Source organism: Streptococcus suis, from assembly GCF_046032515.1.
In the GTDB taxonomy this organism is placed as follows: Bacteria; Bacillota; Bacilli; order Lactobacillales; family Streptococcaceae; genus Streptococcus; species Streptococcus suis_AL.
In genome coordinates this window covers 1-21,965 of the sequence record NZ_JARQPJ010000017.1, presented here as the reverse complement: position 1 = coordinate 21,965, position 21,965 = coordinate 1, and the positions used below count along the sequence as shown (strand labels likewise).

Sequence of the window (21,965 nt, the reverse complement as noted above, 5' to 3'; positions counted from 1 at the left end):
GATAAATTGCAAGTCTTTTGATTGCATTTCTTGAAAAAATTTTCCTAGAATATTTGGTATAATAGAAGAAATAAAAAGGAGAAGACCATGCTGGCACAACTAGATACAAAAACCGTCTATACCTTTATGGATAGCATGGTGACGATAGAAAATTATGTAGGCAAGGCTAAAGAGCTTGGTTACCACGCATTGGGGATAATGGATAAAAACAGTCTTTATGCAGCCTATAGTTTTATGGAATCCTGTAACAAAATGGGGCTTCAACCAATTATTGGTTGTGAATTGGACTGGCAGTTGGAGGGGCAGGAGCGAGAAGTGACAACTCAGTTGATTGCCTTGACCACCAAGGGCTATCGAAATCTCTTGAAAATATCGACTACAAAAATGACTGGACAGGATAACTTTGAAGATATTCGCCAGTATTTAGTCGACATAGCAGTGGTTGTTCCTTATTTTTCTGGCATTGAGCACCTTGAGTTAGGTGTTAACTATTATATCGGAGTGACGGTTGATACACCAGTTCAAGACTTTAAGCAAGCAATACTCCCAATTCATACGGTTCGTTTTTTTGAAGAGGAACAATTGGAAAGTCTACAGGTTCTCCATGCTATTCGAGATAATATTCCACTTAATCAAGTTGCAGATATAGATAGTCGACAAAAGCTTTTATCGGCTGATAGCTTAACCAATCTATTTTCTAATCGGTTTCCGCAAGCAGTTGATAATTTACGTGACTTGGTTGCAGGGATTTCTTATCAATTAAATACAGATTTAAAATTGCCGCGTTTTAATCGTGACAGACCTGCAGTGGAAGAATTATACGAGCGCTCCTATCAAGGATTAGAAGAGAAGGGCTTGGCTAATTCACTATATAAAGAACGTTTGGAAAAGGAATTATCCATTATTCATCAAATGGGATTTGATGATTATTTCTTGATTGTATGGGACCTACTTCGTTTTGGACGTAGCCAAGGGTACTATATGGGAATGGGGCGCGGTTCAGCTGTTGGAAGCCTAGTTGCCTACGCCTTAAATATCACAGGTATTGATCCTGTTAAGCATAATCTTCTCTTTGAACGCTTTCTCAATGCTGAACGTTATTCAATGCCCGATATTGATATTGATATTCCAGATATTCATCGAGCAGATTTTATTCGTTATGTACGAGATCGTTATGGTTCAACCCATGCTGCGCAAATTGTAACCTACTCGACATTTGGAGCTAAGCAGGCTATTCGTGATGTATTTAAGCGTTTCGGAACACCTGAATATGAGTTAAGTAATATTACCAAGAAAATTTCATTTAGGGATAGTCTTACTTCTGCCTATCAGCGAAATGCCGCTTTTCGTCAGATTATCAATAGTAAGATAGAGTACCAAAAAGCTTTTGCGATTGCTCAACAAATTGAAGGGCAACCCCGACAGACTTCTATCCATGCAGCAGGGATAGTGATGAGTGATGAGGACTTGACAGATACCATCCCTCTTAAAATAGGGGATGACATGCTGGTAACACAATATGATGCACATGCTGTTGAGGCGAATGGTCTGTTGAAAATGGATTTCCTTGGCTTACGAAATCTGACCTTTGTGCAAAAAATGGCAGAAGGAGTACGTGAACGTTATCAGCAGGAAATTGATATTGCCAAGATAGATTTAGAAGACAAGAAAACCTTGGAACTTTTTGCTGCTGGTCGGACTAAGGGAATTTTTCAATTTGAACAGCCTGGTGCGATTAGCCTGCTTCGAAGGGTCAAACCTGGTCGATTTGAAGATATAGTTGCAACAACGAGTTTGAATAGGCCGGGGGCTAGTGATTATTCGGATAACTTTGTAAAACGCAAACATGGACAAGAGACAGTTGATTTGTTGGACCCAACCATTGCTCCTATTTTACAACCGACTTATGGTATCATGCTTTATCAGGAACAGGTCATGCAGATTGCACAGGTCTATGCAGGATTTACGCTTGGAAAGGCGGATTTACTCCGCAGGGCGATGTCTAAAAAGAATGCCCAGGAAATGCAGGCAATGGAAGCAGAATTTTTACAGGGAGCACTGAAAAACGGACACGCTGAAGAGAATGCAAGGGAAATATTTGGCATGATGGCTAAGTTCGCTGGTTATGGTTTTAACCGTAGCCACGCCTATGCTTATTCAGCCTTAGCCTTTCAAATGGCCTATTTCAAGAGTCACTATACGGATGTCTTTTTTGATGTCATGCTCAATCATTCTAGCAGTGCTTATATTGAAGATGCGATGCAGTTTGACTTTGAGGTAGCTCGACTCACGATTAACAATATTCCTTATCACGATAAGTTTGATAAAAGTAAGGTCTACCTAGGATTAAAAACACTGAAAGGTTTGCCTAAAGATTTAGCTTTATGGATATTGGATCATCGTCCCTATAAGTCTGTAGAAGATTTTATTTTGCGCTTGCCAGATAATTTCAAGAAAAAGGATTTACTAATCCCTCTTATTCAGATTGGTTTATTTGATGATTTTGACGCCAATCGTAAAAAGATTATTGAAAATCTAGACAATCTCTTTGTCTTTGCAGAGGCAATTGGTACATTTTTTGCAGAGGAGAGTTATAGTTGGACAGATGTGGAAGATTACAGCGACAGCGAAAAATTTATGCTAGAGCAAGAATTGCTAGGTGTTGGTATTAGTCCGCATCCTTTAGTCACTATTTGTCGAGAGTCTAAGCGTAGTTTTACAGATTTGGCTGATTTAGCGGTTGGCAATCGAGCGACCGTTCTTTTGCAGATTCAAGCTATTCGATTGATTCGTACCAAAAAGACTGGGGAGCAAATGGCGTTTCTTCGAGTGACAGATACCAAAAGGACGCTTGATGTGACTCTTTTCCCAGAATCTTATCGCCAATACGCTTCTGTTTTGGAAGAAGGGGGAATGGGGTACATCACAGGTAGAGTGCAAGAGCGTGATGGACAGTTGCAATTAGTTCTAGAAAAATTAGAGCCTGTCAGTTTGGAGAAATTTTGGATTCTTTTGGAAAATCGAGAACACGATTATGCCGTTGCTCGTATTTTGGATAAATATAGAGGAAGCATTCCAGTAGTACTTCATTATCAAGATAGTAATCAGACAATTCAGGCTGAGCACCACATGGTTATGAAAACGCCTCAATTAGAAGAAGAGTTAAGTGAATTTGTTATGAAAACGATTTTTCGATAAAAAAATAGCAAAAAGTCAAGCAAGTTTAGGTTAAGTATGTTATAATAGGGCAGTTAAAATGAAAAGTTAAAGGAGCATTAACGAATGAAACGTATTGCTGTTTTGACCAGTGGTGGTGATGCCCCTGGTATGAACGCTGCTATTCGTGCAGTTGTTCGCCAAGCAATTTCAGAAGGAATGGAAGTTTATGGAATCAACGAAGGTTACGCAGGTATGGTTGCGGGTGATATCCATGAATTGTCTGCACGTTCTGTAGGTGATATTATTTCACGTGGCGGAACATTCCTTGGTTCAGCTCGTTATCCAGAATTTGCCAAATTAGAAGGGCAACTTAAAGGGATTGAGCAATTGAAAAAACATGGTATCGAAGGTGTAGTTGTTATCGGTGGTGATGGTTCTTACCACGGAGCAATGCGCTTGACGGAGCATGGCTTCCCAGCTATTGGTGTACCTGGTACAATTGATAATGACATCGTGGGTACAGATTTTACAATCGGTTTTGATACAGCTGTAACAACTGCTATGGATGCGATTGATAAAATCCGCGATACTTCATCAAGTCACCGTCGTACTTTCGTTGTTGAAGTAATGGGACGTCATGCGGGAGACATCGCTCTTTGGGCTGGTATTGCTTCTGGTGCAGATGTTATCGTTGTTCCAGAAGAAGACTTCAATATCAACGATATTGTTGACCGTATTAAAGCGGGCTACGACAATGGTAAGAAACATAGCATCATTGTTTTGGCTGAAGGTGTTATGCCAGCTGCACAGTTTGCTGAAGAATTGAAAGCAGCAGGCGATACAAGTGATCTTCGTGTGACAGAACTTGGTCATATCCAACGTGGTGGTTCTCCAACAGCTCGTGACCGTGTACTTGCATCTCGTATGGGCGCGCATGCTGTTAAATTGCTCAAGGAAGGCCGTGGTGGTCTTGCGGTTGGTATCCGTAATGAGCAAATGGTTGAAAATCCAATTCTTGGTACAGCTGAAGAAGGAGCATTGTTCAGCTTGACTGCAGATGGTAAGATTGTTGTGAACAATCCACATAAAGCTGACTTAGAAATGGCTGAATTAAACCGCAACTTGTCAATCTAATTTGACAATTTCATTATTTGTTATTAAGGGTCAAAAGACCATTCAAAAGACCATTAAATATAAAGGAGTTTTGTTAAGATGAATAAACGTGTTAAAATCGTTGCAACCCTCGGACCTGCGGTAGAAATCCGTGGTGGAAAAAAATTCGGTGATGATGGTTATTGGGGAGAAAACCTTGATGTTGAAGCATCAGCACAGAAAATTGCTCAATTGATCACTGAAGGTGCAAACGTATTCCGTTTCAACTTCTCACATGGTGACCACAAAGAGCAAGGTGAGCGTATGGCAACTGTACGTCGTGCGGAAGAAATTGCTGGTAAAAAAGTTGGTTTCTTGTTGGATACAAAAGGTCCAGAAATCCGTACTGAGTTGTTTGCTGACGATGCTAAAGAATATTCATACAAAACAGGTGATGTTCTTCGCGTAGCTACTAAACAAGGTATTCAATCAACTAGAGAAGTAATCGCTTTGAACGTTGCAGGTGCACTTGATGTATTTGACGATGTTGAAGTTGGTAAACAAATTCTTGTTGACGACGGTAAACTTGGTCTTAAAGTCATCGAAAAAGATGCTGAAAAACGTGAATTTGTTGTTGAAGTTGAAAACGACGGTGTTATCGCTAAACAAAAAGGTGTAAACATTCCTTATACTAAAATTCCTTTCCCAGCTCTTGCAGAGCGTGATAATGCAGATATCCGTTTCGGTTTGGAACAAGGTTTGAACTTCATCGCCATTTCATTCGTTCGTTCAGCAAAAGATGTTGAAGAAGTTCGTAACATTCTTAAAGAAACTGGTAATGAGCACGTTCAATTGTTCTCAAAAATCGAAAACCAACAAGGTATCGACAATATTGATGAAATCATTGAAGCTTCAGATGGTATCATGATTGCTCGTGGTGACATGGGTATCGAAGTACCATTTGAAATGGTTCCAGTTTACCAAAAAATGATTATCACTAAAGTGAATGCAGCTGGTAAAGCAGTTATCACAGCAACAAACATGTTGGAAACAATGACTGAAAAACCACGTGCAACTCGTTCTGAAGTATCTGACGTATTCAACGCAGTTATCGACGGTACTGACGCAACAATGCTTTCAGGTGAGTCTGCAAACGGTAAATATCCAGTTGAATCAGTTCGTACAATGGCAACTATTGCTAAAAATGCACAAACTCTTCTTAACGAATACGGTCGTTTGAACTCTGATCACTTTGACCGTGCATCTAAAACAGAAGTTATTGCATCTGCAGTAAAAGATGCTTGTCACTCAATGAACATCAAGTTGGTTGTAACAGTTACTGAAACTGGTTACTCAGCTCGTTCAATCTCTAAATACCGTCCAGATGCTGACATCTTGGCAGTAACATTTACTGAGAAAGTACAAAAATCATTGATGCTTAACTGGGGTGTTATCCCGGTTGTAACAAACCGTCCAGATTCAACTGACGATATGTTTGATTTGGCTGAACGCATTGCCAAAGAACAAGGTCTTGTTGAAGCAGGAGATGATATTGTTATCGTTGCTGGTGTGCCTGTAGGTGTTGCAGGTTCAACAAACACTATGCGTGTTCGTACAGTAAAATAATCAAAAAGGTCCTCTTGGACCTTTTTGTCGTGATTATGTCAACTGTAGTGGGGAGACGAAAAGCTAACACCTAGAGAGGACGAAATTCGTTCTCTCATTTTTGATGTTTAAAGCAATATATATGGGGACCTCTAAAAACTAATTTTCTAAAATTTAATATATTGATTTAACAAGACTTTAGTAACTCCAAATTCGCAATTTTGGGAGTTTATAGAGGCGCCCATATATTTTTTGAGATATACGACTTAAAATACTTTGAAGATTGAAATTAATTTGAAAGAAAATTTGAAATTTTCTAAAAATTATTGCAAAATTCATTTCAATGTGTTACAATTATCACATTATACTCAAAGGAGGAAGAAATGAAGGCGTATAATAATTATATTAACGGTTCTTGGGTTGGATCAGAAAAATCAATCGCGATTCACTCACCGATTAATCAAGAAAAACTTGGTACAGTACCTGCTATGTCAAAAGAAGAAGTTGATCAGGCAATGGAAGCTGCTAGAAAGGCATTACCTGCTTGGCGTGCCTTGTCAGCATTTGAACGTGCTCAATATTTGCACAAAGCTGCCAATATTTTGGAAGAGCGTAAGGATGCTATTGGTGAAATTTTAGCAAAAGAAGTTTCAAAAGGTATTAAGGCATCAATTGGTGAAGTGGATCGTTCTGCCCACCTCATTCGTTTTGCTGCTGAAGAAGGCTTGCGTGTTTATGGTTCATCATTAGAGGGTGGAACCTACGAGCCAACTGCTAAGTCAAAGGTTTCTTTGGTTCGCCGAGAGCCAGTAGGTATCGTATTGGCGATTGCACCGTATAACTACCCTGTTAACTTATCGGCATCAAAAATTGCACCTGCTTTAATTGGTGGCAACGTAGTTATGTTTAAACCACCTACACAGGGTTCAATTTCAGGTCTATTGTTGGCGGAAGCCTTTGCCGATGCTGGTATCCCAGCGGGTGTCTTTAATACCATTACTGGTCGCGGTTCAGAAATTGGTGACTACATCATTGAACATCCAGAAGTAAACTTCATTAACTTTACGGGTTCAACGCCAATTGGACAAAAAGTTGGTAAATTAGCAGGCATTCGTCCAATCATGCTTGAGTTGGGTGGTAAGGATGCAGCAGTTGTTATGGAAGATGCGGATTTGGACCACACTGCAAAAGAAATTGTAAGTGGTGCCTACAGCTATTCAGGTCAACGTTGTACGGCTATTAAGCGTGTTCTTGTTATGGATTCTGTAGCTGATGAATTGGCTGCGAAGTTGAAAGCAGAAGTTGAGAAATTGACTGTCGGTGATCCATTTGAGAACAAGGATATTACGCCAGTTATTGACGAACAATCAGCAGAATTTATTGAAGGCCTAGTTCGAGATGCTCAGGCAAAAGGTGCAATTGAATTGACACCATACAAACGTGAGAAAAACTTGATTTGGCCAACCCTTCTTGACCATGTTACACCAGATATGGAAATTGCATGGGAAGAGCCATTTGGACCAGTTCTTCCAATTATTCGTGTTTCAACATTGGATGAAATGTTGGAATTGTGTAACCAGTCTGAGTATGGTCTTCAATCTTCTATCTTTACAAGCAACTATCCATTTGCTTTTGATTTTGCTTCTAAATTAGAAGTTGGTACGGTTCATATCAATGCCAAAACCCAACGTGGTCCAGATAACTTCCCGTTCTTGGGGGTCAAGGGTTCAGGAGCAGGTGTACAAGGTATCCGTTACAGTATCGAAGCGATGACTAAAGTGAAGTCAGTGGTATTTGACGTTCAATAAAATAATGAGGGAGTGGGACAAAAATCGGTAACCCGCAGGGTTCGATGAGTCGTTAGCCCACTCAACCACTGCGTCAAGTCTATCTATTGAAAAAAACTAAGGAGGCCAGGACTTTTGTCCCAGCCTTTTTTTCTTATATACAGGCATATACAGGCAACCATTCATTCACGAAAAAAGTTCCAACCTCAAAATGAGATTAGAACAGGATTTGGTTATTTAGCTTGATAAAACTTATTGTGTTGGTAGATAGGATCAAAGGTAAGATTGATGCCTAATTTACGAAGGACACTCTTATCTTCATCGGATAGGATTACAGTCGAATGGGCTTCGCTACCATTTAATTGCCCCAATTCTTTCATGGCACGTGCAGCAAGAGGGCTGTCTTGTGCGGTGATGGCAAGGGCGTTGAGGATTTCGCTGGCATCCAAACGAGTATTATTTTTATCCAAATAATCTGCTTTCAATTCTTGAATTGGACGGATGTAGTTTGGTTCGATAAGAAGTATTTCATCATCGATTTGTGCGATTTGCTTGATGGCATTAAGAAGGACAGTTGCAGTTGGTTTGAGGAGGTCGGATGTCTTACCTGTTACCATCTCTCCATTTGGCAACTGAATAGCTAGGGCAGGGCTGGCTGTCAGCTCTGCTTTTTCGCGTGCAGCGATAACAACCTTACGATCGGCTGGCGTCACACCGACTTCATTCATGAGGAGTTCAATCTTTTTAACTGCTTGCTCGCTCACCCGCTCTGCCTTGAAATCAACTAGAGTCTGATAGTAGCGGCGGATGATTTCTTGCTTGGACGCTTCGATAGCCGCTTCCTCGTCCACGATGGAATAGCCCACCATGTTAACCCCCATGTCTGTCGGTGAGGCGTATGGTGATTTGTTCAAAATGCGTTCAAAGGTACGGTTGAGGACAGGGAAGACCTCGATATCACGGTTGTAGTTGACCGCAGTTTTGCCGTAGGTTTGCAGGTGGAAGGGGTCAATCATGTTGAGGTCGTCCAGGTCGGCAGTTGCAGCTTCATAGGCTAAGTTAACGGGATGGTGGAGTGGTAAGTTCCACACTGGGAAGGTTTCAAACTTAGCATAGCCAGATGTGACGCCACGCAGTTGGTCGTGGTAAAGTTGGGAGATACAAGTCGCTAATTTACCTGAACCAGGTCCAGGTGCGGTGACAACGACGAGATTGCGACTAGTTTCGATGTAGTCATTTTTACCCATACCTTCTGGTGAGATAATGTGGTCAATATCAGAAGGATAGCCCTTGATTGGGTAGTGGAGGTAGGACTTGATACCATGTTTTTCCAACTGCTTGCGGAAGGCATCTGCGGCTGGTTGGTTGCGGTATTGGGTAATGACGACAGAACCAACGTAAATATCAATATCATTGAAGGTATCAATCAAGCGGAAGACTTCTTGGTCATAAGAAATACCCAAGTCACCACGTGCCTTAGAATGTTCGATGTTGCTGGCATTGATGGCGATGACGATTTCTACTTGGTCTTTTAACTCTTGGAGGAGTTTGATTTTGTTATCTGGTTCATAGCCAGGTAAAACACGGGCTGCGTGGAAATCTTCCAGCATCTTTCCACCAAATTCCATATAGAGCTTGCCTTCAAACTGAGTAATTCGTTCTAAAATATGGTCACGTTGCAAATTCAAATATTTATTTGAATCAAATGCGATTTTCTTCATCTCAATAAGTCCTCCAAATGTGTAATGTTTTCTGGGAAAAACAAAAATAGCTCCCTAAAATTAGGGAGCCTTTTCTCCGACCTCTCAAAAGAGGTGCCCGAACAATACTATAACAAACTGTGCTCATCTTGTCAAGAAAAAGTCAGTTAGAAGAAAAATTAAACAAATGTTTAAAAAATATTTAATTTTTATAAAATTAAGTATTGACTTTATTGAAATAAAGTGTAAAATAACATTAAACAAATATTTAATTGATGTTTAAGGAGATGTTTATGAAAAAACTAATCAACAATACATTATTCCTATCTAGCTTTGTGGCAGACTTGATTTCCAACTTTGGAGACACGCTTTACTACCTAGCTTTGATGAACTATGTCTTGTTTCTACCAGATACCAAGTTTGCCTTGGCTATGATTACGGCTTCTGAAACCTTGCCGATTTTGGCTGGACTTTTTATCGGGATTTGGGCAGACAAGACGAAAAATAAATTGGATACTATTCTTGCAACCCTGCTGGTTCGTGTTGGTCTCTATGCCCTTGTTGGTCTCTTAATGGGCTTTGCACCAGCCCTTTGGATTGTAGCAGTCGTATGTGTCATCAACTTCTTGTCTGATTTGTCGGGTCAATATGAGAATGGTCTTTATCTGCCTGTCAGCCTGCGGGTTGTGGCAGCAGAGGACCGCGAAACAGCCATGGCCTTCAAGATGACTGTCAAATCGCTCTTGCAAATTGCCTTTCAAGCTAGTGGAGCCATCCTGATTGGTTTTATGTCCTATCAACAACTTGCCTTTTTCAATGCAGGGACCTTCATGGTCAGCCTTGCTATTATGGTAATTCTTCGTCCAACTTTTGCTAAATTGCTGAAAGAAAATCCTATCCAGCAAGCCGAGCAAGTAGAAACGGAAGCTGGGATTGTCAAAGGAATTGGTCAGAGTATCAAAGAATCTTACCAAGCTGTGCAGAATATTCCCGTACTTAAAGCGTCAATCATCACCATTGCTAGCTTGAATGCCATCTTTACAGCTCTCTCTCCCTTGGTGGTTTTAAATATGAAGGAGTTTTCAGATTTTGTCATTGTCAATGCAGGGACAACTGTGGCTTTGATTTCCATTCTCTTCTCAGTTGGTAGTATTTTGGGTTCAAGCTTGGGTATGGCAGCATTTAAAAATGTCAGCCTAATCAACCTGCTCAAGTTCTCTACTCTTATGCCTGTTTTACTTTTTTCAGGGATTTTTCTTCACAATATCTACATGGTGCTAGCTGTTCTCTTCGTAACGGCAATGACCTTGGGAATTTTCAATCCTAAAATGAATGCCCTTGTGTTGAACGAACTACCTGAAGATAAATTGGCGACAGTCGGTGGTGGGATTGATGCCTTCTGTCAGATTGGTATGGTAGCAGGCCAAGCCTTGGTGTCATTGATGGTAATGTTCCTGTCTCCGACCAGTATTTCCCTTATCTTCCTCTTGCTTTCTGTGGGACTAGTAAGCTATACTATTCTTGTGGGTCATAAACCTAAAAATGAAGTAGCTCAAGTTTAGAAAGTTTGTGTATGAAATTAGATTACCGAGATTATAGAAGCGAGATTGTCGAAAAATTCTTTATTCCTTTAATTGTCACGGAACATGAGGAACCGATTGAGGCGGATTTGTCACAGAAAGAAAGAGACATTCTCAAAGATGCCTTGGACATTCGTGATGAGATTGAAGAAAAGTTGGCAGATTTTCGTCAGGAAGCCAATCAAGTCTTTGTCTGGGGACATATCTTTAACATTTTGCATAGTCTTTATTTCTATCTCTTGAATGATGGGCAGGATCCAAAGACGGTTGAGGAAGCCTGTCAGTTGATTGTAAAGCTGTCTCAAGAAGAAGTAGAAGAGGCTATGCGGACCATGTTGGCATCAGAAAATGAAGGTCATCGCGAGAAGGACCTCAGCCTCATGGAACTCTTGGAAAAAACGGATAAAAAGCCAGCAGATAAGTGGTACTGGTCACTGGCTATTCGCAATCCTTTGGAAACTGTTGAGCGGTCTGTCACTCTCTTGGACAAGATGCTTCCTATCTACCAGCCCTACTTTGAGCAGGCAAGGGCGGAGCGGGAAGAATTTGCTCAGGAATTTGACATTGAAAAACTCTATCGAGATTCCAAACAGTTGTCCATGACTGGCTTGGATGCTTTAGGAGTGGAAACAGCCCAATTCTTCGTTCTCAGCCCTTGGAATTATTGGTTTGCCTATTACGGCAATGAGCAGTTTGACACTATGAAGGTTGCTTTGCTGGCTTCCTGTCGAATTGACCAGATTATGCTGTCGAATGATGAGCTGGATCTGGACGATTTGACAACGGCTCTTAAAGTCATTAGCGATAGTACGCGTTACCAAGTTTTGGTAGAGTTGACCAAGCCCTATGCCAAGAGCAAGGATATTGCAGAACGCCTGTCTATTACAGGGGCAGCGGTGTCCTTCCACACCCAAAAGCTGATTAACGGCGACCTGCTTCTCTTTAATACCAAAGATAGCGATGTCAAATACAGTGTCAATCGCGACCTGCTCCAACAGGTGATTGACAAGTTGAAAGACGATTTTGATTTGTAAAAAAGCCTTGTAAGTTAGATCTTACAAGGTTCTTTTGTGCTTATACTCTTCGAAAATCAAAATCAGACGTTGTTGACTTGATTTGATGAACTTCAGTTCTATCCACATCTTACGGTCACGAACCAAGTTCGTCTAATTTCCGACCTCCAACAGTCTATTCCCAGACTGTTGGAGCTAGTCTGTTTTTGATTTTCTTTGAGTATTAATGATTAACCAGCTGAGCAGTTGGCAAGTGATGATGGTGATAAAGAAAACCAGCCAACCTTGCTGTATTTTGGTCAGGGAACTAGTTTCTAGGAAGAAAAAGCTGATTTCCACTGGGATAACATGGATAAAATAATAATAGCTGGCGTATTCTTTTAGAAATTGAAATTTTTTCTTGCGGAAGAGGTCTGTGGTTAGGGTCCAGGCGACTAGATAGGCTGTGAATGGAATCAGGCTAAATAGAAAGTTCTTGTCGTAGCCCTGATTGAGATAGATGATAGTGGCTTCAAAGGCTAAAAGGGCTGTGCAGACAAGTAGTTTGTTTTTTTGTCGGTATTGGAAAATGGGGTGATTGAGTTTGTCGGCTAGATAAAAGCCTGTCAGGACAAAAATCGGTGCGTAGAAGAGGCCGTTGCGGCTGGTGAAAAAGAAGGTTTTGTAGCTGTCAAATGCGGTCAGGAAAATCGATTCTGCTAGGTAGGAGGAGTAGGTTTCGACTGAGCCTAGGAGATAGAGAAGGCAGGCTAGACAAGCTGTGATGCGCCAGCCCCATTTCTCCAAGGAAAAATGGACGAGGACAAGTCCTAGCAAGAAGGCGGGCATGTACCAGAGTTGGTAGCTGGTGCCGGTGTAGGTCAGTCCGACTAGGAGTGCGAGGGGATAGTAGGGGAAGGGGATTTCTTGGAGTGTTAGGTAGATGAGGTAGAAGGGCAGGTAGAGGGCGGACCAGGTCAAGTATTGTTTGCTGTAGCGGATGAGGTATTGTTTGGAGAGACTAGAGTAGTTATGTCGGAGGAAGAAGCTGGCGGTGACCATGAAGTAGGGGACGACCATGCGGCTAAAGATTGATTTTTGGATGAAGTGGAGCTGGTCTGCTTCAAATAACCTGCGGCAATGGAGGGCGATAACGAGAATGGCTCCGATGAACTGGATGAGGGAGAGTAGTGATGTATTGAGTGGTTTTGTCTTATTTTGCATGCTAACGTTTTTCTTTTTTTCTTCTATTTTATCGAAATCTGATGAATATGTAAATGTTTGCAAAAAGATGTGGAGAGGTGCTGGCTGAAACTTAGTTGACAAGAGAAGTCCAGTGGAAAATATGGTATAATGTTAGGACGGAGTAAATGTAAACCATCTATTTCGTTTAAGTTAGAAAGGAGCATATAGATGAAAGATTTACGTGCAAAATTATTGGCTGATTTTGGGATTGATTTTTCGGATTTGAATTTATTAGAAACGGCTTTTACCCATACTTCTTATGCCAATGAGCATCGCCTTCTAAAAATTTCACATAATGAACGCTTGGAATTTTTAGGAGACGCTGTTCTCCAGTTGATGATTTCCAAATATCTCTATCAAAAATATCCTGATAGCCCCGAAGGTGAGATGTCCAAGTTGCGTTCGACCTTTGTACGTGAGGAGTCTTTGGCTGGTTTTTCACGAGCTTGTGGTTTTGATCGGTTTCTTCGTCTTGGTAAGGGGGAAGAGAAGTCTGGGGGACGCAATCGCGATACCATTTTAGGAGATGCTTTCGAGGCGTTCTTAGGAGCTCTGCTATTGGACAAAGGGGAAAAGACCGTGGAGGAATTTATCCATAAGGTCATGATTCCTCGTTTAGAAAAAGGGAATTTTGAGCGCGTGACCGACTATAAGACTGCTTTGCAGGAAATTTTGCAGGTCAATGGTGAGATTGCTATTTCGTATCAAGTAATAGCTGAGTCTGGTCCTGCCCATGATAAGACCTTTGAAGTGGAGGTATCTGCTGATCAGCGTGTGATTGGTCGTGGTCGTGGTCGCTCTAAGAAATTAGCTGAACAAGCCGCCGCCAAAAATGCTGTGGAGGCTAGAGGATAGGTATGTATCTAAAATCAATTGAAATGCAGGGCTTTAAGTCCTTTGCGGATAAGACCAAAGTCGTCTTTGACCGTGGAGTGACTGCTGTTGTAGGGCCGAATGGTTCTGGCAAGTCCAATATTACAGAAAGTCTACGTTGGGCCTTGGGAGAGTCGTCTGCTAAAAGCCTACGTGGAGGCAAGATGCCCGATGTTATCTTTGCAGGAACGGAAAGCCGCAAGGCTCTTAACTATGCCTCAGTTGTCGTGACCTTGGATAATTCTAGCGGATTTATCGCGGATAAGGCTAAGGAAATTAAGGTTGAACGCCACATTTATCGTTCTGGTGATAGTGAGTACTTGATTGATGGGAAAAAGGTTCGTCTACGGGATATTCATGATCTTTTCATGGATACTGGCTTGGGCCGTGATTCATTCTCGATTATTTCACAAGGGCGGGTCGAAGCAATTTTCAATTCCAAACCTGAGGAACGCCGTGCTATTTTTGAAGAGGCGGCAGGGGTCTTAAAATACAAGACCCGTAAGAAAGAAACAGAAAGTAAGCTGGCTCAGGCTCAAGGGAATTTGGACCGCTTGGACGATATTATCTATGAACTGGATAATCAGGTCAAACCATTGGAGAAACAGGCACAAACTGCTAAGAAATTTCTAGAATTAGATGGTCAACGTAAGGAATTATACTTAGATGTTTTGGTGGCTCAGTTGTCGCTTGGTAAGGAAAAGTTATCGGAAAAAGAAGCCGAACTAGAGTCTGTCAAAACTGAATTGACTAGCTACTACAAACAGCGTTCTGAGCTGGAGCAAGAAAATCAGAACTTGAAGGAGAAGCGCCACCGCCTGTCAGAACAATTGGAGCGTGAACAGGCAGTTCTGTTGGATTTGACCAAGTTAATCAGTGATTTAGAGCGAAAAATTGAGGTCCATAAACTGGAATCTAGTCAAAACGAATCAAGTCGTCAAGAAGCGCAGGCGCGTTTGGAAAAATTGTTGACTCGACGAGAGCAGTTGGCAGAACAGATTGAGCAAAAGCAAGAAATACTTGCGCAATTAGATAGTTCCTTGTCTAGCTTGAAAGGCGATATTGCTGCGGTAGACAAAGAAATTTCCTACTTTTCAGAAGATCCTGATCAGGTTTTGGATCATCTGCGTGAGCAGTATGTTGCCCTCATGCAGGAGGAAGCGGAAGCTTCAAACAGTCTGACCAAGATTCAGCAGGATATTGCCAATCAAATCAGTCTTTCTGAGAGTAAATCTGAGGACTTGGCACGCTTGCAGACGGAAAAACAAACAGCTCAAGAAGTACTTGATAAGAGTCGGAAAAGTTTAGAAGAAGCTGATCACGTGTTACGCCAGTTACTTGAGAGCTATCAGACCAAAAAATCGGAATTGGATCAAACCCAGACTGCTTATCAGGCTGAACAAGGTCGCTTGTTTGATTTGCTGGATCAGTTGAAAGGCAAGCAGGCTCGCCAGTCTAGTTTGGAAGCTATTTTAAAAAATCATTCCAATTTTTACGCAGGGGTTAAGGCTGTCTTACAGGCGGCACCAAGCTTAGGAGGAATTATTGGAGCAGTCAGTGAACAATTGACCTTTGATACTCGTTACCAAACGGCTTTGGAAATTGCTCTTGGAGGTGCTAGTCAAAACGTCATCGTTGAAGATGAAGCGACTGCTAAACGAGCTATCGCATTTTTGAAAGAAAAACGGCAAGGACGGGCAACCTTCTTACCTCTAACAACTATCAAGCCACGTCAGCTTTCTGGACAGCAAGTCTCTTTACTAGAATCTTCAGAAGGATTCTTGGGGCTTGCAAGTGATTTGGTGACTTATCAGCCAAATTTAGATGCGATTTTCCAAAATTTGCTAGGCACTATCGCGATTTTTGATACCATTGACCATGCCAATCAGGCAGCGCGGGCAACCAAGTTTCAAGTGCGTATGGTGACCATGGATGGAGCGGAAATCCGTCCTGGTGGTGCCTTTGCTGGAGGGAGCAATCGGAATAATAACACGACTTTCATCAAGCCGGAATTAGACGCCCTTTTAGGAGAAATAGCAGAGCTGTCTAGTCAGTTGCAGGAGCAAGAAAGCTTGGTTGCGACTAAGAAGGCAGGTCTAGACCAGACCAGAGAAGCCTTGGAAACGATTAAGGCGGAGGGGGAAGAAGCTAGATTGAACCAGCAGAGCGCAAGGATTCATCAGGAACAGGCAGAAAATAGACTGGCTCAGCTATCAGCCCAGTATGACCTGCAAATGAGTCAGGTTAGTCCGACCATTTTGACTGAGCTAGAAGAGGCTGCTGCTAAGGAAGAAGTAAATGTCCAAGCCTTGAATGAGAAAAAACTAGCCTTGGATCAACAAATCAATCAAGTTCGTGATAATCGCGACAGTATTCAAGAAAGCTTGCAGAAACTACAGACTCAGAAGGGTCAACTAACTTTGGAACAGGCTGAACTGACTAGCCAACTTCGTTTTGAACAGACAGATTTGAGACGTTTGCAAGAAGAAAAAGTGGTTGCAGATAAGGAAATTTCTCTTTTAGAGGATATGATTGACCAGAAGCTAGAAGCTCTTGAAGATACTAGTATTGAGATTCTTGAAGAACAATTGCAGGCCGCATCTGATAAGCAGAACCAGACCAATCAGATTCTAATTCGCTTAAAGTTTGAATTGGAAGATATTGATGGCCAGTTTGAAGACTTGGAAGAAAGATTGCAACAAGCTCGGACTAAGAATGATGATTTGATTCGTAAGCAGGCTAAGTTAGAGGCGGATTGTGAGCAAGCGGGCGATAAATTACGGACTTTACTTGGTAATTTGACCGAGCATTTTAAATTGAGTTTTGAAGCTGCCCAGTCTCAGGCCAAGGAAGTTGAGAATCTTGCAGTTGCTGAACAAAGCCTCAAAGACCTAGAAAGAGCTATTCGTGCTTTAGGTCCAGTCAATTTGGATGCTATTGAGCAGTATGACGAGGTTAATAATCGCCTTACCTTCCTCAATGAGCAACGGACAGATATTTTGTCGGCGCGTGATTTACTACTAGATACTATCCACGAGATGGATGATGAAGTCAAAGAGCGCTTCAAGGTTACTTTTGAAGCTATTCGTGAAAGCTTTAAGCAGACATTCAAACAAATGTTTGGCGGTGGTTCAGCGGATTTGATTTTGACAGAAGGTGACCTATTGACTGCGGGTGTGGAGATTTCAGTTCAACCTCCGGGTAAGAAAATTCAATCTCTCAATCTTATGTCAGGTGGCGAAAAAGCCCTTTCGGCCCTCGCTCTGCTATTTTCCATTATCCGTGTTAAGACCATTCCTTTTGTAATTCTCGATGAGGTGGAGGCAGCCTTGGATGAGGCAAATGTCAAACGTTTTGGTGACTATCTCAATCGCTTTGATAAGGACAGTCAATTTATCGTCGTGACCCACCGAAAAGGGACTATGGCGGCGGCAGATGCCATGTATGGGGTGACCATGCAGGAATCTGGCGTGTCCAAGATTGTGTCGGTCAAACTGAAAGATGTGGAGAAATTATGATTAACAAAATTTACGCCAGTGATATGGATGGTACCTTTTTACGAGAAGACCATAGTTTTGATAAGGAACGGTTTCGTCGTATACTGAATCAGTTTAAGGAAAAAGGTTATTTATTTGTGGCAGCAAGTGGGCGATCTATGCAAAGCCTGAAACTTGTTTTTGAAGATTTTGTAGATGAAATCGGTTTTGTGGCAGAAAATGGTTCAATCGTTGAATATCAGGGGCAGACTATCTTTATGGATGATCCAATTAGTCCTGAAATCTATCTGCCGATTATCGCGGGTATTGATGCAGGTCCCTTTGGTAGCAGTCAGTCCATGGTGCTGTCTGGACTCGAAAACTTTTATTTATTAAAAAATGCTGAGCCTCAGTTTTTAGAAGCGATGACGAATTATTACGCACATTTTCGATTGGTAGACACATTTGAAGAAGTTCGAGAAGAGATTATAAAAATCAATGCCAAATTTTCTCCTGAGGAAATGGACGATGCCAGACGATGGTTAAATGATACATTTGAAGGTGTAACGGCCATGACAACTGGTTTTGACAATATTGATATAATTCCAAATGGTTCAAATAAATCAGTTGGATTGAGCCATCTCTGTGCTCATTTTGGAATTACCAGTCAGGATGTAGTGGCATTTGGTGATAATCAAAATGATTTAGATATGTTTGACTTTGCAGGTCTGGCTCTTGCGACAGAAAATGCAAGAGAGGACGTGAAGGCCAAGGCAGATTCTATTATTGGTCATTGCAATGATGGAGCAGTATTAGCCTATTTAGAGGAGGAAGTAAATGGCAATTAAGTTGATTGCATTGGATTTAGATGGAACACTTCTGACATCGGACAAACGGATTTCAGAAGCTAATAAAAAGGCCTTGCAGGCAGCGCGTGAGCGTGGAGTTTATGTAGTTCTGACAACAGGGCGTCCTTTACAAGCTATCGGTACTTTTCTAGAAGAACTAGATCTGCTAGGGGAGAATCAATATTCGATTACATTTAACGGTGGTCTAGTACAGGAAAATACAGGTCGAGTTTTGGATAAGGTTGGCTTCACCATTGAAGATGTGCGCACCATCCGTCGTGTGACAAATGATTTAGACCTGCCTCTGGATATTCTCTATGGTGGCGATGTCTATTCTCTACCATCAGCCCATGAATCACTTTATCTAACTTGTAATCCATTGCTTAATAAAATTGTGGCAAGCGATGAGGAAATGCCAGAAGATTTTGTCTACAATAAGGCAGTTTCAGCTGTGGCAGCAGACTTTTTGGATGAACAAATTCCAAAAATTCCTGCGGAACTTCACGAGCGCTTCGAGATTTTCAAATCGCGTGATATTCTGCTCGAATGGAGTCCAAAAGGTGTTCACAAGGCAAATGGTTTGGCTAAGTTGATTGGACATCTGGGGATTGATCAGTCAGAAGTTATGGCTTGTGGCGATGAAGGAAATGATCTTTCGATGATTGAATGGGCTGGTTTAGGTGTTGCCATGGCGAATGCGACTGATGAAATCAAGTCTGCGGCAAAACTTGTCTTGCCAAAAACCAATGATGAAGATGGCATTGCTTGGGCCATCGAGCACTATGTATTGAATGAGGACTAGTATGGGATTATTTGATCGATTATTTGGACAAGAAAAACAAGAGGAGCAAGTTGCTCTTGTTGAAGAAGTAGAAACGGAGCAGTCGGCTTCAAGCGAAGATACTGTAACTACTGAAGTTGAGTCAGCTACTCAAGAAACGGAAAAGTTCCAGTCTGAAGTAGTAGAGCCTGAATTGACTGCCGAGCAGGAAGCTCAGAAACAACGGACCTTAGACATGATGGCTCAATATTATGCAGCCAAAGAAGCCGCTGCGGCTCGAGTGAAGGAAGCGCAGGAACAAGGCTTTGACCCTGCTATTCAAACAAAGGTCAAGGAAGATCCTGTTGAGGAAGTTGTTCCAGTAGAGCAAGAAAGTGAGCAGGACAAGTACCAGCGGACCTTGAAAAAGACCCGTACAGGCTTTGGGGCAAGGCTCAATGAATTCTTTGCCAACTTCCGCTCGGTTGATGAAGAATTTTTCGAAGAGTTGGAAGAAATGCTGATTTTGTCAGACGTAGGTGTGCAGGTTGCCTCTACGCTGACAGAGGAGCTCCGCTATGAAGCCAAGCTACAAAATGCCAAGAAGACAGATGAACTCCGTCGTGTTATCATCGAAAAATTGGTGGATATTTACGAAAAAGATGGTCAATTCAGCGAGCAAATCAATTTCCAAGATGATTTGACAGTCATGCTCTTTGTCGGTGTCAACGGCGTTGGGAAGACGACCTCTATCGGTAAGTTAGCCTACAAGTACAAGCAGGCTGGCAAGAAGGTCATGTTGGTCGCAGCGGACACCTTCCGTGCGGGTGCGGTAGCCCAGCTGGTCGAGTGGGGTCGCCGTGTCGATGTGCCTGTGGTCACGGGTCCTGAAAAGTCAGACCCAGCCAGTGTGGTCTTTGATGGGGTAAAAAGTGCTGTGGCAGAAGGCGTGGATATTCTCATGATTGACACAGCAGGTCGCTTGCAAAATAAAGAAAACCTCATGGCAGAGCTGGAAAAAATCGGTCGCATCATCAAACGGACTCTGCCTGATGCACCACATGAAACCCTCTTAGCACTGGATGCCTCCACAGGTCAAAACGCCCTTAGTCAAGCCAAGGAATTTGCAAAAATTACTCCATTGACAGGTCTGGTCTTGACCAAACTGGACGGTACAGCTAAGGGTGGTGTCGTCCTTGCCATCCGTCAGGAACTGGATATTCCAGTCAAGCTGATTGGTTTCGGTGAGAAAATTGATGACATCGGAGAATTCAAATCCGAAGAGTTCATGCGTGGACTTTTAGAGGGATTGGTGTAATATTGAAAAAAGTCGTTAGTTGAAAAACTAGCGACTTTTTCTATCTGAATTCAGTAGGGAGTAAACTGCAATGTCCACAAAGCCACGATTGTTTCGAGCGGCTTGGCGGAGAGTGCCTTCGTAGGTCATACCGACTTTTTCCATGACACGACCAGAAGGACGATTTTCACTATCGTGAACAGCTGTAATCCGTAAACAGCCCACTTCCTCCAGCAGAAAGTGAGTGACTGCTTCAAGGGCTTCGGGCATATAACCTTGGCCCCACCACCTGCTACCTAACACCCAACCTAATTCAGCAGCCTGTATTCTCTCATCTAAGCTGACGACGGAAATATCTCCAATAGGTTGCTGACTTTCTTTGAGCTCGATTACCCACCTGTATGTTTCTTCCTGTGAATAGGATTGGATACAGAACTGGATGTAGTCTTGGGTTTCTTGAATTGTCTGATGAGTTGGCCAGGTCAGATAGGTGGTAACCTTTTCATCTGAAGTCCAGTTTTGGAAAACGGGCTCAACATCGCTTGCTTGAAAAGGGCGTAAAATCAGTCGTTCTGTTTCTAAAATCTGAGTTCCTTTATGTTGCATCTCATTTCCTCCTCAATAATGCCTCAATCCAGTCGGGTGCGTAGGCAGAAGTACAGCCTTTTGGAACTTTCATGTCCGCATAGACAGCTAACTCTTGACCGATTGCAATGCCTTGTTCCAGATAGTTGGGATAGGCAACCGCAATCTCCACCAAGCATTGGTTCATGGTCCATTGGATAAGCGAGTCTGCGGTTTGTAAATGCTGGTGAATATGGTCTAGAGTTTCTTCGATTTCTTGATTTGAAGCTGAATTACCCGCAAAGTATTTGGCACGAAGGAACCAACCTAGGCGTTGAAAGATGGCTGGTTTTTGGGCAAGCAAGGTTTCTTCCCAATCCCTACTGTCTTTTCGTTTGCTGAGAATGATAGAAGCTAGTTTGTCTAAGACATTGACTGAAAATTCTTCCTTGAGGCAATTCTCTAGATCAGCTTGGGGAAGCTGGTCAGGCTTATTTTTTGCAACTTGAATAGCTAAATATTGTGCTTCTAGGACACCTGTTTGCCAGAGTGGGGCAAACAAGTCCAGTCGATTTTTATAGGCCTTGGCGATACCAGAAATAGCTCCCATTGGAACGCCGTAGTAGGGCTTAGTTTCGCCAATTTTTTCGTATCGCTTGAGTGTGCCAGTGTGGCTGGCTGCTTCAAGTTGGGTGAGAATGGTGTTTAGTTCAGTCATAAATATCTCCCAAAAAAACTGGATTGCTCCAGTTTTTATATGTAGTCGTTTAGTTTGCTTTTAGTACAAGGCAACGAGGTGCAGGTTGCTAGAACAACCTAGAGGCTGTTCTAGGTTGGAAATAAGACATGCGAAGCAAGTCACTTTCGTGGAGTACGGCAAAGCGAGTTAACGAAGTAATCAAAGATAAACTAAATGACTGATATGTAAAGCCCTTTGTCAAGTAAAAACAATCGAACTGATTAAAAAATGAAAAGTATCTAGAAAGA

At 42.1% G+C, this 21,965-nt stretch carries 15 protein-coding genes; 11 read left to right on the top strand and 4 right to left on the bottom strand.

The annotated features are described in order from the left end of the window. The first annotated feature begins 87 nt into the window (after positions 1-87). The 4 genes from P7J49_RS08295 (at position 88) to P7J49_RS08280 (ending at position 7,664) form a co-directional block, all read left to right on the top strand. The gene (locus tag P7J49_RS08295) at positions 88-3,198 is read left to right on the top strand and encodes a DNA polymerase III subunit alpha (protein ID WP_408570406.1); all 3,111 of its coding nucleotides are present in this window, start codon (positions 88-90) and stop codon (positions 3,196-3,198) included. Positions 3,199-3,282: 84 nt separating this feature from the next. Continuing rightward, positions 3,283-4,293 carry a 6-phosphofructokinase gene (pfkA, locus tag P7J49_RS08290; RefSeq protein ID WP_408570405.1) on the top strand — a complete coding sequence of 337 codons (1,011 nt, stop codon included), beginning with the start codon at positions 3,283-3,285 and terminating at the stop codon, positions 4,291-4,293. Positions 4,294-4,371: 78 nt separating this feature from the next. Beyond that, on the top strand, positions 4,372-5,877 hold the full coding sequence (pyk, locus tag P7J49_RS08285; RefSeq protein ID WP_408570404.1) for a pyruvate kinase: 1,506 nt from the start codon (positions 4,372-4,374) through the stop codon (positions 5,875-5,877). A 362-nt stretch (positions 5,878-6,239) separates the two neighbouring features. Beyond that, entirely contained in the window at positions 6,240-7,664 is a 1,425-nt protein-coding gene (locus tag P7J49_RS08280; protein ID WP_172003868.1) for an NADP-dependent glyceraldehyde-3-phosphate dehydrogenase, read from the top strand. 212 nt (positions 7,665-7,876) lie between these two features. Here the strand turns inward: P7J49_RS08280 and P7J49_RS08275 are convergent, their stop codons facing one another. Continuing rightward, positions 7,877-9,364, bottom strand: a complete 1,488-nt coding sequence (locus P7J49_RS08275; RefSeq protein WP_408570403.1) for a DUF1846 domain-containing protein — start codon at positions 9,362-9,364, stop codon at positions 7,877-7,879. A 272-nt stretch (positions 9,365-9,636) separates the two neighbouring features. Here P7J49_RS08275 and P7J49_RS08270 point away from each other — a divergent pair, with 272 nt between their 5' ends. Together P7J49_RS08270 and P7J49_RS08265 are read left to right on the top strand one after the other, a co-directional pair. Beyond that, complete coding sequence (locus P7J49_RS08270) at positions 9,637-10,905, top strand: MFS transporter (RefSeq protein ID WP_408570402.1); 1,269 nt, start codon at positions 9,637-9,639, stop codon at positions 10,903-10,905. Between the two features lie 11 nt (positions 10,906-10,916). Beyond that, positions 10,917-11,957: an ArsR/SmtB family transcription factor gene (locus P7J49_RS08265; protein WP_408570401.1), complete on the top strand. Its 1,041-nt coding sequence runs from the start codon at positions 10,917-10,919 to the stop codon at positions 11,955-11,957. A gap of 174 nt (positions 11,958-12,131) precedes the next feature. On the opposite strand, the gene P7J49_RS08260 is transcribed toward P7J49_RS08265, so the two are convergent. Continuing rightward, positions 12,132-13,139: an acyltransferase family protein gene (locus P7J49_RS08260; protein WP_408570400.1), complete on the bottom strand. Its 1,008-nt coding sequence runs from the start codon at positions 13,137-13,139 to the stop codon at positions 12,132-12,134. A 189-nt stretch (positions 13,140-13,328) separates the two neighbouring features. Here P7J49_RS08260 and rnc point away from each other — a divergent pair, with 189 nt between their 5' ends. Genes rnc through ftsY form a run of 5 tightly spaced genes read left to right on the top strand, consistent with a single transcriptional unit; the run spans position 13,329 to position 20,435 of the window. After that, entirely contained in the window at positions 13,329-14,015 is a 687-nt protein-coding gene (gene rnc, locus P7J49_RS08255) for a ribonuclease III (protein WP_029944344.1), read from the top strand. Between the two features lie 2 nt (positions 14,016-14,017). Continuing rightward, complete coding sequence (smc, locus tag P7J49_RS08250) at positions 14,018-17,551, top strand: chromosome segregation protein SMC (protein ID WP_408570399.1); 3,534 nt, start codon at positions 14,018-14,020, stop codon at positions 17,549-17,551. Continuing rightward, positions 17,548-18,357 carry a Cof-type HAD-IIB family hydrolase gene (locus tag P7J49_RS08245; RefSeq protein ID WP_052502422.1) on the top strand — a complete coding sequence of 270 codons (810 nt, stop codon included), beginning with the start codon at positions 17,548-17,550 and terminating at the stop codon, positions 18,355-18,357. Before smc ends, P7J49_RS08245 begins: the two co-directional genes overlap by 4 nt. Continuing rightward, the gene (locus P7J49_RS08240) at positions 18,347-19,159 is read left to right on the top strand and encodes a Cof-type HAD-IIB family hydrolase (protein ID WP_408570398.1); all 813 of its coding nucleotides are present in this window, start codon (positions 18,347-18,349) and stop codon (positions 19,157-19,159) included. The genes P7J49_RS08245 and P7J49_RS08240 overlap by 11 nt, the downstream gene beginning before the upstream one ends. A gap of 1 nt (position 19,160) precedes the next feature. Further along, the gene (ftsY, locus tag P7J49_RS08235; RefSeq protein ID WP_408570397.1) at positions 19,161-20,435 is read left to right on the top strand and encodes a signal recognition particle-docking protein FtsY; all 1,275 of its coding nucleotides are present in this window, start codon (positions 19,161-19,163) and stop codon (positions 20,433-20,435) included. Positions 20,436-20,462: 27 nt separating this feature from the next. Here the strand turns inward: ftsY and P7J49_RS08230 are convergent, their stop codons facing one another. After that, on the bottom strand, positions 20,463-21,020 hold the full coding sequence (locus P7J49_RS08230; RefSeq protein ID WP_408570396.1) for a GNAT family N-acetyltransferase: 558 nt from the start codon (positions 21,018-21,020) through the stop codon (positions 20,463-20,465). A gap of 1 nt (position 21,021) precedes the next feature. Continuing rightward, the gene (locus tag P7J49_RS08225; protein WP_408570395.1) at positions 21,022-21,696 is read right to left on the bottom strand and encodes a DNA alkylation repair protein; all 675 of its coding nucleotides are present in this window, start codon (positions 21,694-21,696) and stop codon (positions 21,022-21,024) included. Positions 21,697-21,965 lie beyond the last annotated feature (269 nt).